Source organism: Nocardia nova, assembly GCF_002933465.1.
In the GTDB taxonomy this organism is placed as follows: Bacteria; Actinomycetota; Actinomycetes; order Mycobacteriales; family Mycobacteriaceae; genus Nocardia; species Nocardia nova_B.
In genome coordinates this window covers 14,567-28,527 of the sequence record NZ_PSZE01000032.1, presented here as the reverse complement: position 1 = coordinate 28,527, position 13,961 = coordinate 14,567, and the positions used below count along the sequence as shown (strand labels likewise).

The window sequence follows — 13,961 nt, the reverse complement described above, 5'->3', positions numbered from 1 at the left end:
CGTTATACCCCCTGGGTGAGATTCCGCCCGGAGGCGGTGGTGACGTCGAATTGGCCGGTCACTGCGGCGGTGATGAGCGATTGGCGGCGCTCGGCAAGGAGATCGATCTGGCGAGACAGCAATGCACGCAAGCGGCCGGTAGTCACTGTTTCGAGCGAGATCTCCCGGACCAGCTCGTGCTGTTCGCTCAAGCTCGCCGGAGGAACCGGCCAGGATCTAATGTCCTCGCCCCGGAGTTTGACCATGGATCCCGAAGATCCTCGTGCCGCCGCCTCGATTACAGATCGTACTCTGCCGCCGAGCGCCACTTGAGTAACATATTCAGCATCCATCGCCTCGGTCAGGCCGATTCTGTAAATGAGGTCCGGAAGCAGCAAACGGGCACAATCGGACGATACGACCGCAACATCGCCGACCAATTCTGGCGTGTTCGCCCGAGTAGCAAGGAGGTCCCCCGGGCGTACCTCATATTCCCGGGAGGGTGCGGTCCCACCGGGCAGCAACTTATTTTCGCCGGGACGAAAGACACCGCCCTTTACAGCACTCAGCTTTAGTACCGACCATTCAGAGGAATCCTGTCGAGGAGCGGATTCGCATTGTGGACTGACACCCTGCTCAATCTTGAGTATGAACCGCCGTAAGGGAAGTTCGCCGCGCCGGTTGGCCATGCGGTCAATCAGAACGTCCCTCACAGCTGCGTCTCGCTCATTGAGCCTTTCGACTACCTGCCTCTGTAGGGCGACTAGCCGGTCGATGCGGGAGGTTTCGGCGTCGAGGAAGTCGGCGATGCGGCGCTGCTCCTCCAATGGAGGCGTGAGGATTGGCAGCAGCCGCAACGTTTCCCACGGCGTATCGAACTGCGATGGAGGCATATACTTGGAAATTCTTGTCAATTCGGCAAGATAGGGCGTCGAGCGCAGAAGATAATGCAGGTATCTCGAATCGTATCCCAAGTCAGGCCGACACACATAATAAGCCGGGCTGACAATACCCCGATAAGACGAAGAACCAATCCCACCTTGCCAGGTACGCAGTTTATTGAAGACCACATCTCCAGGTTGAACGACCAAATACTTAGCCAGGTCCTCACCGAGCCGGTTGTGGTTGTCTCCGCGCGAGTCACGAGGAACTACGCCAGCATCGAGGAACACCGAGAGCGGCCGGAGGCCGGGCTGGCCGACCCGCTTCTGGCGTGTCATCGCTGACCAGAGCGACCGCCATGACCATCCAACAGGTGCAGCGACTGAAGAAAGTGCTCCGGAAGTCATTTCGTCACCTCCCCAAGGAGATCTTGGATCTCAAGCTCGAGCGCTTTGAGCTCCGCGTCGATCTCCGCCAGCGGCCGGGGCGGCGTATACACATAGAAGTGCCGCGTGAAGGGGACCTCGTACCCCACTTTGGTTTTGGCGTGGTCGATCCATGCATCCGGAACGTGAGGCAGGACCTCGCGGCTCAGGTATTCATCGACGTCCTCGGTCAACGGAACGTTCTCATAGTCGCGCAGCTCAGGATCCGGTTCGGGAGCGCCCTTCACGAATTGAACCTCGCCCTCCGCATCACGCGAGCCGACCGCTTCACGGAAGGCTTTGGCGAAAGGTGCACCACTGGGCCACATTTCACCAGCACCAACAACGGCATCACGCATGGCGGATACGGCGTCAGCCTTCGTCTCCCAGGAAGTACCGACCAACGGCGCGAGGAGGACCCGGAACACGTCGGAGTCGCCGTACTGCTTGCGGACCGGTGCCGAGGAGGCTAGCTTGTCCAGACCTTCGCTGGTGAGCGCAAACCGCAGCTTCAGCGGCCGTTCCACGGTGATGCGGCGGTATCCGAACTCGTCGTTGTCGAAGACCTTCACCTTGCCGTGCAGCGGGTGGGTCGGGTCCTTGGCAACCGTCAGCGCTTCCCCGTACAGCCGTGTAATTTCCTGAATCTGTTCATCGCTGAGCTGCTTACGCTTGTCGCCCAGGGACTTTCGCATTTTGACCCAGTACTCCCGCGCATCCAGCAGGACCACCTTACCCAGATGATCAGGCTTCTTGCGGTTGGTGAGAATCCAGAAGTAGGTCGAGATGCCGGTGTTGTAGAACAGCTGATCCGGCAGGGCGACAACAGCTTCCAGCCAGTCGTTCTCGATGATCCACCGGCGGATCTCGGACTCGCCGGACCCGGCGGCGCCGGTGAACAGCGGGGAACCATTGAAGACGATCGCGATCCGGCTGCCGCCCTCGCCGGAGGCGTTCACCGGCTTCATCTTCGAGATCATGTGCTGCAGGAACAGCAGCGACCCGTCGTTGATGCGGGGCAGTCCGGCGCCGTAGCGTCCCGCTTCACCGAGGTTGGCGGCCTCCCACTCGACATCGTCCTTGATCTTCTTCCATTCCACGCCGAAGGGCGGGTTGGCGAGCATGTAGTCGAACTTGGTCTTCGAGTGACCGTCGTTGTCGTCGAGGGAGTTACCGAGCACGATGTTCTCGGAGTCCTCACCCTTGATCATCAGGTCGGACCGGCAGATCGCCCACGACTCCGGGTTCAGTTCCTGCCCGTACAGGTCCACGGTCGCCTGTGGGTTCAACGCGGTGATATGCGCTTCCGCAGAGCTGAGCATGCCGCCGGTGCCGCAGGCCGGGTCGAGTACGCGGCGGACCACACCGGGCACACCGAGCAGTTCGGCGTCGGGCGCGATCAGCAGGTTCACCATCAGCTCGATGACTTCGCGCGGGGTGAAGTGTTCACCCGCGGTCTCGTTGGACTGTTCGGCGAAGCGCCGGATCAGTTCCTCGAACACGTAACCCATCTGATGGTTGGACACCACCTCCGGGCGCAGGTCCAGGTCCGCGAACTTGCCGACCACCTGGTACAGCAAACCCGCCGCGTCGAGTTTGCGGATCTGCTGGGCGAATTCGTACTTCTCCAGCACCTCGCGCGCGTTCTCGGAGAAGGCGCCGATGTAGGTGATCAGGTTCTTCGAGGCGTAGGTCGGATCGGCGGCGATCTTCTTCAAAGTGAGATCGCTGGTGTTGTAGAACACCGCGCCGGCCGCCATGGTCAAGAACTTGTGCACGTCGAGGTCTTTGCCCGCCAGCGACTCGGCCTTCGCGACAACCGCGTCCCGAGTGGGCGCCAGCACACACTCCAGGCGGCGCAGCACGGTGAACGGCAGGATCACCTTGCCGTAGTCGGACTGCTTGTAGTCGCCGCGCAACAGGTCCGCGACCGACCACGCGTGGTTGGCCAGCTCGCTGTGCTTGCCGGTGTTCACTCACTGCCTCCTCGAGGATGACTGATGTCTTCGTTTGTCTCGCTGCTCGCGGTCGGTTCGAGCGCACCGGCGACGAGACCGTTGTTCACCACCTCGGCAACCTGATCTACCGCCGCACCGGCCTGCGCCAAAGCCGCCCGCAGCTGGTGCACGCGGCGGAACGCTTCGCCATAACGCTGTTGCTGCGCCAACGGCAGCAACGGTATTCGCGTTCGGTGCAGGGCGGAGTGAATCGCGGTCGTACCACCGGCGGCAACGTCGTCGATGCCGCCGATGAATCCGGCGACGAACCACGGGTCCAGGCGTTGCGGGTCCGGGCGCACGAGCTGGACGTTCGCGCCGAGTGCGATCCCCGCCTCTTCGGGGCCCGCGATCCGGAAGGCCTCGCCACGGAGAGCGCGCACGGTCGGCACCAGAACGTCACCGACCTCGACTTCGACCGCTGGGCTGCCGGATTCCACCTTCACCCTGCCGGACGCCGGACTACCGAGGGCGATGTCGCGCCCGGTGACGGCCAACCGGAGATCGGCGTCGTCGGACGCCGTCGACCTCGGTGGCTGAGCACGCACGATGCGTACGGCACCACCCGAAGCCAGATCGGAAAGGGTGGCAGTGCGCCATGTGATACCCGAGACCGGCGCGACCTGACCGGCAACGCCGGACGCGTGCGCCAGTTCTGACACAGCCGCGCTGAGGCGCGCGACGGCCGTATCGACCTCGCCGGCAACGATTCCGGGGTCGATCGCCAACTTCACCCGCGGTCCGGGCGTGAGGTCGACCTCCTCATCGAGCAGGTCGACAACCCTGACGACCGTCGACATATTGGGCTCTTCGGCATCCGCTGAACGCCCCTCGACGAAGGCCGACCACACGCGCCGCACCGTCTCGGCGACCGGCGGCCAATCGACAGCATCGCCGGCACCGATCTGCGCGGCCTTGCCCGCAGCCGTATCGACCAGCAGCACGCTGTCGGGCACCGCTGCGTCGGGGTCCGGTTTCTCCAGGACCCAGATCTGCAGATTCAGTCGTGTCCACAGGAGCTGCGGCAGTCGCGGTGGCAGGTTGATCACTGCGCGAATCGCTCCCGCGCGCAGCAGCGAACTGCGAATGCGCCTGCCGGAGGCCCTCGCCGCGATGGATGCTGGAAGGAGGAGAACAGCACGTCCACCGGGACGAAGGTGCGCGAGAGCGTGCTGGACCCAGGCCAGGTCCGAATCCATCCGCCCCGGTGCGCCGAACACCCACCGCGGATCATCGATATGCACCCGATCCGCGGCCCAATCCCGAAGGCTGGGCGGACTGCTCAGTACCACGTCCACTTCCATGCCGGAGAACGCATCGTCATGCACACTGTCGCCCGTGGCGATGTTCGCCTCTATGTCGGTTTCGGCCCGCACCACCAGACGGGCCAGCGCCGCTTGGGTTTCCGAAATATCCTGACCGTAGAGCTCGGTGGCTCCGCGCGCCGCGGCGGCAACGAGCAGCGAACCACCACCGCACGCAGGGTCCAGCACCCGCGCCACCCCGGCTCCGAGCGGCTGCAGCAGGTCGGCCATGAGTGTGGCGACCGGCTCTGGAGTCCGGTAGAGGCCGACGTTCTGCTCACCCCCGTGCGCGTGGTCGGCCAACGCCTGCAGCGCCGAACGCGGCCCCTCGACCTCGGCGGCATGCGTCAATGTTTTCAGGACGTTTGCCACAGCATCCGTTGCCGGTTCCGCCGACACCCACCCGGATTCGGACCGCTTCAGGCCGGCAAGCAGAATTCGCGCTTCGTCGCTGGACAACGACGACCGCAACAATGTCTGCAATGACAGAATCGGCGCGTCAGAGATGTCTTGACCACGGTCGGCCAACCATGCCCGCACCGCGTTCCAATCGAATACGGGCCGAAACTCGGTGCCGCCCACCGGCTTCGGGAAGTCCTCGTGCCGCTTACGCCAATTACTCACGGTCGCACGTGTCACGCCGACCAGCTTGGAGATTTCCGTGGCGGTCACGGGCGGAACCAGGTTCGACATGTGACCCCTCTCGTGTACATCACGATCCTGGCGCATGGCGGTGTGAAAATCAAGAGGGCCAAATTTTCTTGACAACATTCACGGTGATCACCGGCAGCGGATGACGCCAGTTCGTGCATCGGCACCCATTCCGCATCCATGCCCAGGCCGCCCTGCGGATCGTCACCTGGATCGGAGGGTTCTACTACCCGCCCCGGCACAGCCTGTGCGGATGGATGTCACCGATCGACTACGAAACCCACATGGCCGCCGTCCGTGCGGCCTCAGCAGCAACCTTGTCACGAGACGAGGCTGCTTCAGAAGCCGCCACACTTCGAGGGGATTGACAGAAGCAACGGCCGATGGGGCAAAGGGTGAGTCTCCACTCCAGCAGCCGCTCGCGTCGATCCGCTGTCTACATCCGTTCAGGAGCAGCAATTCCCAACAATCCGAGCCCATGAGCGAGCGTTGCGGCAGTGAGCCGGCACAACGCCAGGCGGTTTCTGCGGACAGGTTCGTCCGCGCTCAGGACCGGGCAGTTGTCGTAGAAGGTGGTGAAGTCGCGCGCCAGCTCGTACAGATATCCGCACAACCGGTGTGGCTCGAGTGTTTCGGCGACCTCGCGGACGGTCGAGCTGTAGGCGTCGAGTTCCAGGGCGAGTGCGCGTTCGGCCGGTTCCAAGACCAGGTCGACATCGACAACCGGTGCAGGTTCGCCTGCCTTGCGGAGGATCGAACGGATCCGCGTGTGCGCGTATTGCAGATATACGGAGGTGTTTCCGTTGAACGCGATCATGCGGTCGAGGTCGAAGGTGTAGTCCTTGATCCGCGAAGTCGACAGGTCGGCATACTTCACCGCACCGATCCCGGCCTGTTCAGCGATCTTGTCCAGCTCTGCCGGGTCCAGGTCGGGGTCTTTGTCAGCGACAACTTCACGGGCCTTCGTGAAAGCGTCGTCGAGTAGGTCCATCAATCGCACGGTTCCACCGGTGCGGGTCTTGAACGGCCTGCCGTCGGGGCCGAGGACCGTGCCGTAGGCGATGTGCTCGGCGTCGACTTTGTCGGTGAGCCAGCCTGCGCGTCTGGCGGTTTCGAAGATCAGCTGGAAGTGCAGGGCCTGCCGTGAGTCGGTCACGTACAGCAGCCGTTGCGCCCCCAACTCGTTGATCCGGTAGCGGATCGTAGCGAGATCGGTTGTGTCGTAACCGTATCCACCGTCACTTTTGCGCACCATCAATGGCACGGGCCGGCCGTCGGGACCGTTCACTTCTTTGGAGAAAACGACCAGCGCGCCATTGCTTTCGACCGCGATTCCCTTGCCGACCAGCTCGTCGATGATGTCCACCAGCATTGAGTTGTAGAACGACTCTCCCACCGAATCCTCGGCAGTCAGCAGCACCCCGAGTCGACGGTAAATATCGGCGAAAGCTTGTTCCGATTCCGAGACGATCTCGCGCCACCGAGCCAGCGTCGCCGGATCACCGGCCTGCAGCGCCACCACGCGCGCCCGCGACCTGTCCGCGAACGCCGAGTCGGCATCGAACTCCTTACGCGCCGCCTTGTACAACGCGTCCAACGCGGACACCGACGAACCGTCCCGCTCAGCGAGGTCCTCGTGGCGCCAGCGCGCATCCGGGTGCTCGTCCAAGTATTGGATTAGCATCCCGAACTGGGTTCCCCAGTCGCCCAAGTGATTCTGACGAACCACCTCTGCCCCCAGGAACTCCAGCACGCGAGCGAGGCTGTCACCGATGATCGTCGTCCGCAGATGCCCGACGTGCATCTCCTTAGCGATATTGGGCGCCGAGTAATCGATCACCGTCCGACGACCTTCCTCCGACGCCGCCACTCCGAGGCGTTCATCGTCCAGTCGTGCCGTGACCTGCTGCCACACCGCCGTGTCCGAAACCCCGATATTCAGAAAACCCGGCCCGGACGACTCCACTGAAACAACTGGTGCTCCAGCAGTTTCCAGGTTCTCGGCGAGTTCTTTCGCCAGTTCGGCCGGCTTGGTCTTCAACCGCTTGGCCAGAGGCAAAGCGACATTGGATTGGAAATCGGCGTGTGCGGATCGTCGGACTACCGGGTCTGCGCCTGCCGCATCGGGTCGGACCACGCTGACCGCACGAGACACGGCATCAGCGACAAGGTCGATCAACGGCAGAACCCCGGTTTGGGCCACGGGAAAAATCCTCCTGAATAGTAGGGATGAGTCAGTATCCCAGGCCGGCAAGGAGCAGGCCTGTTGGCATCTCAGATCTCTTGCGGTCGATCCGTCGGTTTGCGGATGTGTGTGCCGTCGATGTCGCTGATGAATCCTTCGGCCATGAGTTCGCCCAACCCACGTGCAAGTGTCGACCGCAGGTGCGCTCCATCGTCGTACCCGAGGAAATCCTTACCAGCCGCGCTCGCACAACAGACAACGGCGCGGCTGATGTCAGCCATGCTCACGACCGTGTCCGGCACCAATGCCAACGCGAGCCGCGCCAACGCTGCCTCTGCTTCCTGCTGGTGAACGCGATATCGAGTGGTGTTGCCGCCGAGAAAGATATGTGGACTGGTGAGAGCGTTGAGCAGTAGGCGCGCTCCAAACCGATGGGAGTTCAGGAATTCAGGCTCGGCCACGACTGGGACCGCTCGGATGGTTCCGTCGTCGCGGTCGAAGCACCGCAGCGCGACGGCGTTGTGGACGTCATCGAAAGTGGCGAACAACTTCGTCTCGTAGGCGACTTCGGTATCCAAGGTGAGCCCGAATCGATGATGAAGTGCGCAGACCTCGGCTATGAGCTGGCCCATTCGCGTCGCGGGAAGTTGTTCAGGACCGATCAGGACGAGATCCAGATCCGATGTCGGCGTGCCGGTCCCGGCGGCATGCGAGCCGTAGACCAGCCCATATCCCTGGCGACCGACGTAGTCACCCCGTATGCGGCAGGCTTGTTCCACTGCGGCGAGAATGCTCATGGCTGCCGCCGAGGGATGTGACAGACGGGGTGGCTGCTGCGCCGGAAATGGACGACGTGAGCCCCACTGGGCAGGGCGACCGACCCGTCTGGCAGAGCGTAATGGTCGATAAACTCCTCTATCTCCGCATGAACTTGCGGGTCCTGGACGAGTGGTGGATAGCTCTTGAGGTGCACCGCCAAGAACCATCGCAATGCCGCTTCCCGGTTGGGCGCCAAGGCTGACCCACCACAGCGCGTGTGCGACACAACGCCATACCCGTGGTCTTCGGAGGCACGTAGCCCGTCGAGCAGGAGGTTCAGCGTGTAGCTGCGCCCGCCCTCAGGAAATGGGCAGACTCGTTCCCACAGTCGGGTGACAAGCCGTTGTTCGGGCGTCTCGGCATCGAAGTGCAGGGCTACGAAATGCCCCTGCGGTGCAAGCAGTTTCACCATGTCTCCGACGAACTGCATGGCTCGCTCCCGAGCCAGGTCGACGTCCTCGCGCGGAATAATCGCGCGTGCGGACATTTGCTCGAAGAACTCCCCTATCGGATAGCTCAACGACCAGAACGCCGCGACGACATCGAAACGGCCGCCTTGACCTTCGCGCAACAACTTTGCCACCGCGTCACGAGTATCCGCCCGGACCGTTTCGACTGCCGGGACATTGTCGACCACGGCATCGATCATGGCCGCGCTGTAATCACAAGCCAGCAATCGAGAGGCATATGGCTCCAATGCCGAGGTCATTCGTCCTGTACCACAACCGAATTCAACAATAGACAACGTCTGGCCGGACATACCGATCATGTGCTCGAGCAGGTCCGCGACCAGCGCCACGTCATCTCGGCCGTCGAAGTAGTGCGGCACCAACAGCTGGTCGTACACACCGGCGGACTCGTACACGGCCCGGAACTGACCAAGCTCACTCATCGCACGCATCCACCAGCCGGCAGAGCTCTGCCACGTAGTCCAAGACCTGGGTCATGTGGCTGTCGGTCAGCCGCGGATTGTTCGCCATGAACCGCAACGCATGCACGATCTCTCCGCGGCGAAGCACACCGTTGTCATCGGGCAAAGTGAAGTGGTGAAGATACCAACGGCCGTCCTCGAGCATTCGTTGATGGACACGGCGGTTCAGCACGTTGATTTCTTCCAGGTCCGCGGCGGTGAGACATCCATTGGCGGAAAGGCCGGACGGAAGACAAATGAACGCGACTGCCGCAAGCTCGGGTTCATGAAGGCGCCGCAACCCGGGCCGCTCATCCACCAAGTCTGAAAACCGACGAGCGAGGGTGATTCGCCGTTCGGCGATTTCGGCGAGCTTGGTTCGCCCGTTGGTCACCATCATCATCCACAGCTTCAAAGACGACCAGCCTTTCGTGCCGATGAACGGCGTAACCTGCCCGAATGCAAAGTCCTCCTGCATGATCAGATCAGAATGACTCGCGACCATGCGCAAACTGTCGGGTCTCCGAACCAGTAACGCGCTCAATCCATATGGCACCGCCATCACCTTGTGCGGGTCGACCGTCACGCTGTCGAACAACTCGATGCCCGCTACCAGGTGACGCAACACGTCGCTGAATGTGGCAACCAGCCCCCAGCATGCATCGGCATGCAGCCAGATCGCCGGATCGGCAGCGCGGACCACATCGTGCACTTCGCGCAAATGGTCGACAGTCTGCGTACGGCTGTCGCCGGCATATGCGACCACAGCCATCACCCGGCCCCGGTGCTCAGCCAACAACCGCACCAAATCGTCCAGGTCATAGCGAAACCCGCGAGTCTTCGCCTCGATCACACGCGCTCCCACACCGATCCAGGCCAACGCACTCTTCACGCTGTAATGACCGATACCACGGGGCACGACAACACCGAACTTGTCGACCTCAGTCACACCGTGCTGCATCGTTCCCGGTGCTTTCGCTTCACGTGCCAACAACATCGCGACGGCATTGCTCGTCGTTCCGCCGTACGTGACCACGCCACCGACGTCCCACACCGACGACACATCGGCGACGGCGAGATTGCGGTACCCGATCAACTCCCTCAACCACCGCAGTACCGCAATCTCGATGAAGGTAGCGCTCGGTGAATCGAAGCTCTGATTGATCATGTTCTGCTGCGTCAACATCGTAAGGACGCCACCGACCAACGCTCCCGGATCATCGCCGGTGTCGCCGAAACCGAGGAACCGAGGACTCGCCTCGTTCTTACACAGCGGCAGAATCTCGGCAATAAAATGCTCCAAGGCCGCTTCGACGGTCAGTCCCTCCGCCGGCAACTCGGTGACCAGACGATCCCGAATCTCGTCGACCGGCATTCGCCTTTCGAAAACATCAGGCTGCCCTTTGAACAAAATTCCGAGATCGAGGGCACGGTGCAGATCAGCGCTGGCTGTACCTGCGGTCGAGCGCTGCCGGATGGACTCGTTCAGCCTCCTCGGCATGGCAATTTGTTCGATTCGATGATGGTCACGCATTCTGGCCCCTTGCGTTTCGGTTTCATTGGAAGCGAAGTATCAGTGGAACTGGCTATGGGAGTGCCCACAGGCGCTCGCATGGGAGCCGCGGACACGTCCGATCGGGTAGCGCGAACACGACGGTGTCGGGCCGGTGATAGGCGACCCAGCACTCGGCGAACCGGCGGGCTGCCGACTCGCAGGCAACGAACCTCAATTCCTGCCCGCGCAAGAGACCGATGCGGACACGAAGAAGCACGTCCGGCTCGTGCGGCAGAGGCGAAACATGCTGAGCTGCCGAAGGACTGGCGAAGCTCATGACAACCTGCTATCACTTCCAGCCTCAGTGCTATCGGCTGGCGGGTCAGTGGCGGCCGAAGCATCCGCATCGCCTTCCAGCTCAGCGAGCCCGGCCAAAACGTTGAGCAGAGTCGACAGAGTGACGCCCGCGGGCAGCGAGCCGCACGCGTCGCGATGTAGGCGGAACGGCAACCCTCGCGCGGCAGCTCGTTCACGCGGACTAGCTACCGGCGGGACAATTTTGCCCGCGCGGACCAGGAAGCTATAAGCGGCGGCCTTCCTCTGGCATCCGAAGGCACGGCAACTCAAGTGCTGCTGCATGATTCGATGAGCGGCCTCGGCCGTAAGCGACTGCTCCGGGTAGGCGTGCGCCGAATCGGCATCGCCGGACACGGCAACCGCCCAGGTCGCAGGCGGACTGACCGTCTCCAGACCCACCATCTCGCACACTCGGCTCGGCGTATGACCGACTGTCTTCAGGTCGTAGACGAACAGCGCGTCCGCATCGAAACCGGCGGCCACCCCTAGCGCATACGCAATCGGATCATCATCGACAGGCGGGCACACCGTGTAGACGTAGAGGTACCCCAAACGGTGGGCATGTCGACGAATCATGCTGGCATGTCGTGTCATTCGGGTTCCAGAAACATCGGTGCGCACCAGACCGACCGCTGTCGGGCGCTCAACACTCCACTTTCCGGAGCTCATTGCGAAGTCCTCTCAGCTCGTGCCTGCAGGCATCCGCCACCGCGATCTCGCGCCGATCGTGGAGTCACGATCAGATGAAAGACGTCCCAAAAAGGGTCTGAGGTCGGACCGGCAGCGGAGGCCTGGATTGAGCGTCGCGCACCCTCAGGTGTGATCCCAGGCACGGAATTCCGACGGAAGTCGTACGCTTCTCATACCCAGCGCCGAAATCACGGGGGCGGCAATGATCGTGAGCACATGGACCAAGGCCGAAGTTCGCGCTCTGCGCCAGGCTGCCCTCCGGATGACCCAAGAAGAATTCGCCGAATTCGTCGGTTTCAAGGTCGAAACGGTCCAGAAGTGGGAGCAGAAGGCAACCACCGACCGCCCCGTCAGAGGGCGGTCAGCGGAAGCGCTCGACACCGTGTACCAGCGTCTCTCATACGCTCAGGAACAACGGTTCTGGATACATCTGCATGGTGCGCGGCCGGCTACGAATTGGCATCCTGTTCTCAGCGGCGCGGCACCAGTCCTCGCGTCGAGTAACACCCCTGGCTCGACCGAGTCCGGGGCAGTCGAGCGGGAAGTCGATGAAGAGGTGAGACGGCGCGATTTCGGAAAGCTCGCCGCTACCGGAGCAGTAGCCTTCCTGTCCGGCGATCACGCCCGAATCGGGATGAGCGACGCCCATCGCTTGCTGGCCGCGGTAGATACCCTCGAACAACAAGACCAACACACCGGTGGCGCCGAACTGGTCGACTTCGCGCTCGGACAACTCGAGCGGGCCAAGCACACGCTGCACATCAGCACGTACGACAGCAAAACCGGAGTCGCATTCACCAGCGCGACCGGAGAACTGGCGGTACTGACTGGATGGCTGGCCTACGACGCAGACCGCCATCGCCTAGCGCAGCGTTGCTTCGCCGACGCCATGGCGCTCGGCACCGAAGCCGACAACGACGACTTGATCGCAGACACCTGCCTGTGCGCGGCCAACCAATCCATCGCGCTCGCACGCGCCGGAAAAGGCAGTCCACACAAAGCCTTACAATTGGTCGGCCGGGCTCGCGACCTCATGCGCGGCCGACCTCCAGGCCGGATCCACGCCCTGATCGCTGTACGGGAAGCACAGGCCGAGGCCGCTCTCGGCGATCGCATCGCATTCGGCCGCGCCATTGCCACCGCATGGCGTGAGATGGACCATGCCGCCCAGTTCGAGGCGATCGAGGACTGCCCCCAATGGCTACGGTTCGTGAACCACGCTGAAATCGGCGGCCACGAAGCGCGCGGATACGGCGATGTCGGCGATCTACCTCGATCACTCGAGCTGTACACCATCGCCGCCGACCAACAGGCCGGCACACGCAACGCGATCAATCTCCGCGCATGGATCGCCACGACAAGGGCACAGATGGGCGATGTCGCAGGCGCCCTCGAGACCGGCACACCAGTGATCACGGACCTCTCCACCGTGGCCTCAACTCGAACCTTGCGCGTCCTGGAACCAGTTCGCCGGGCCGCCGACGACATGGCGGCGGGCGACACCTTCCGCCACCAATTCGACGCTCTCACACAGAAAGCCATCACCGGATGACCCAGCTTCCCGACGACGTCGAGTTCGAGCACCTAGACGCCGGCCAAGCGCGAGAACTGAAGGACATCGTCGAAGACATCTATCGCCGGTCCTATGCCGACGCCGTCGCATCAGGCGAGCTATTCGATACGCCAGAGCAGTTCATGGCCCGGTTCGACGCATATACCGATCCCGCACGATCAACCGGGTTCGAACTCGTGATCAGCCGCGTTCGAGGCAACGCCATCGGTCAAGCATGGGGATGGCCACTCACTCCCACAACAGCCTGGTGGGACGGGCTCCACCTCGACAGCGGCGATACCGACGACTTCACAGCCGAAACGGGCACCCGCACCTTCGCACTCAGCGAGATCATGGTCTGCCAAGGACACACCGGCCACGGACTTGCCCACGCTCTACACGACGAACTGCTCCGGAATCGTCCCGAACAACGCGCCACACTGCTCGTCGAACCGGAGAACACTCGCGCGTACAACGCATACCTCAAATGGGGTTGGCAACGCGTCGGACATCTACGTCCGAACTGGCCCGACGCGCCCCTCTTCGATGTCCTGATCATGGAACTCGCAGCTCACCCCGAGCGACACCAAGCCTGAGGCCTGCCCGCGGAGTGGGTGAACTGACACGGAAGAAGCGTTCGCCGCCATCACGCCGAAGCCTCACCGCACCGGACAACCGGCGAAGGCTGGTATCGGCACGCCGTGACAGGTCACCG

General features: G+C 62.6%; 11 protein-coding genes. 2 read left to right on the top strand and 9 right to left on the bottom strand.

What is annotated here, in order from left to right:
• Nucleotides 1-2: 2 nt before the first annotated feature.
• The 9 genes from C5E41_RS27900 to C5E41_RS33500 form a co-directional block, all read right to left on the bottom strand.
• A complete protein-coding gene (locus C5E41_RS27900; RefSeq protein WP_146097714.1) occupies nt 3-1,268 on the bottom strand; it encodes a hypothetical protein in 1,266 nt (421 codons plus the stop codon).
• Complete coding sequence (locus C5E41_RS27890; RefSeq protein WP_104378713.1) at nt 1,265-3,262, bottom strand: type I restriction-modification system subunit M; 1,998 nt, start codon at nt 3,260-3,262, stop codon at nt 1,265-1,267. Before C5E41_RS27890 ends, C5E41_RS27900 begins: the two co-directional genes overlap by 4 nt.
• Nucleotides 3,259-5,259: an N-6 DNA methylase gene (locus tag C5E41_RS27885; RefSeq protein WP_181063456.1), complete on the bottom strand. Its 2,001-nt coding sequence runs from the start codon at nt 5,257-5,259 to the stop codon at nt 3,259-3,261. The genes C5E41_RS27890 and C5E41_RS27885 overlap by 4 nt, the downstream gene beginning before the upstream one ends.
• Nucleotides 5,260-5,674: 415 nt before the next feature.
• Nucleotides 5,675-7,492, bottom strand: coding sequence for an arginine--tRNA ligase (gene argS, locus C5E41_RS27875; protein WP_258081308.1), 1,818 nt, complete (start codon nt 7,490-7,492; stop codon nt 5,675-5,677).
• A 20-nt stretch (nt 7,493-7,512) separates the two neighbouring features.
• Complete coding sequence (locus C5E41_RS27870) at nt 7,513-8,220, bottom strand: nucleotidyltransferase domain-containing protein (protein WP_104378709.1); 708 nt, start codon at nt 8,218-8,220, stop codon at nt 7,513-7,515.
• Nucleotides 8,217-9,134, bottom strand: coding sequence for a class I SAM-dependent methyltransferase (locus tag C5E41_RS27865; protein ID WP_104378708.1), 918 nt, complete (start codon nt 9,132-9,134; stop codon nt 8,217-8,219). Before C5E41_RS27865 ends, C5E41_RS27870 begins: the two co-directional genes overlap by 4 nt.
• On the bottom strand, nt 9,127-10,686 hold the full coding sequence (locus C5E41_RS27860; RefSeq protein WP_219823269.1) for a pyridoxal phosphate-dependent decarboxylase family protein: 1,560 nt from the start codon (nt 10,684-10,686) through the stop codon (nt 9,127-9,129). The genes C5E41_RS27865 and C5E41_RS27860 overlap by 8 nt, the downstream gene beginning before the upstream one ends.
• A gap of 294 nt (nt 10,687-10,980) precedes the next feature.
• Nucleotides 10,981-11,673, bottom strand: coding sequence for a hypothetical protein (locus tag C5E41_RS27855; protein WP_146097713.1), 693 nt, complete (start codon nt 11,671-11,673; stop codon nt 10,981-10,983).
• A gap of 418 nt (nt 11,674-12,091) precedes the next feature.
• A complete protein-coding gene (locus tag C5E41_RS33500) occupies nt 12,092-12,553 on the bottom strand; it encodes a hypothetical protein (protein ID WP_146097712.1) in 462 nt (153 codons plus the stop codon).
• A gap of 30 nt (nt 12,554-12,583) precedes the next feature.
• Between C5E41_RS33500 and C5E41_RS33495 the strand changes: the two genes are divergently transcribed.
• Both C5E41_RS33495 and C5E41_RS27845 read left to right on the top strand, forming a co-directional pair.
• Nucleotides 12,584-13,246 (top strand): hypothetical protein, encoded by a 663-nt coding sequence (locus C5E41_RS33495; RefSeq protein ID WP_146097711.1) that lies wholly within the window; start codon nt 12,584-12,586, stop codon nt 13,244-13,246.
• A complete protein-coding gene (locus C5E41_RS27845; RefSeq protein ID WP_104378704.1) occupies nt 13,243-13,842 on the top strand; it encodes a GNAT family N-acetyltransferase in 600 nt (199 codons plus the stop codon). The genes C5E41_RS33495 and C5E41_RS27845 overlap by 4 nt, the downstream gene beginning before the upstream one ends.
• Nucleotides 13,843-13,961: the final 119 nt, after the last annotated feature.

Coding starts and splice junctions, on each gene's coding strand:
- C5E41_RS27845 (WP_104378704.1), top strand. CDS start 13,243: ATGACCCAGCTTCCCGACGACGTCGAGTTCGAGCACCTAGACGCCGGC.
- C5E41_RS27900 (WP_146097714.1), bottom strand. CDS start 1,268: ATGACTTCCGGAGCACTTTCTTCAGTCGCTGCACCTGTTGGATGGTCA.
- C5E41_RS33500 (WP_146097712.1), bottom strand. CDS start 12,553: ATGGCGGTCTGCGTCGTAGGCCAGCCATCCAGTCAGTACCGCCAGTTC.
- C5E41_RS27855 (WP_146097713.1), bottom strand. CDS start 11,673: ATGAGCTCCGGAAAGTGGAGTGTTGAGCGCCCGACAGCGGTCGGTCTG.
- C5E41_RS27870 (WP_104378709.1), bottom strand. CDS start 8,220: ATGAGCATTCTCGCCGCAGTGGAACAAGCCTGCCGCATACGGGGTGAC.
- C5E41_RS27865 (WP_104378708.1), bottom strand. CDS start 9,134: ATGAGTGAGCTTGGTCAGTTCCGGGCCGTGTACGAGTCCGCCGGTGTG.
- C5E41_RS27860 (WP_219823269.1), bottom strand. CDS start 10,686: ATGCGTGACCATCATCGAATCGAACAAATTGCCATGCCGAGGAGGCTG.
- C5E41_RS33495 (WP_146097711.1), top strand. CDS start 12,584: ATGGCGCTCGGCACCGAAGCCGACAACGACGACTTGATCGCAGACACC.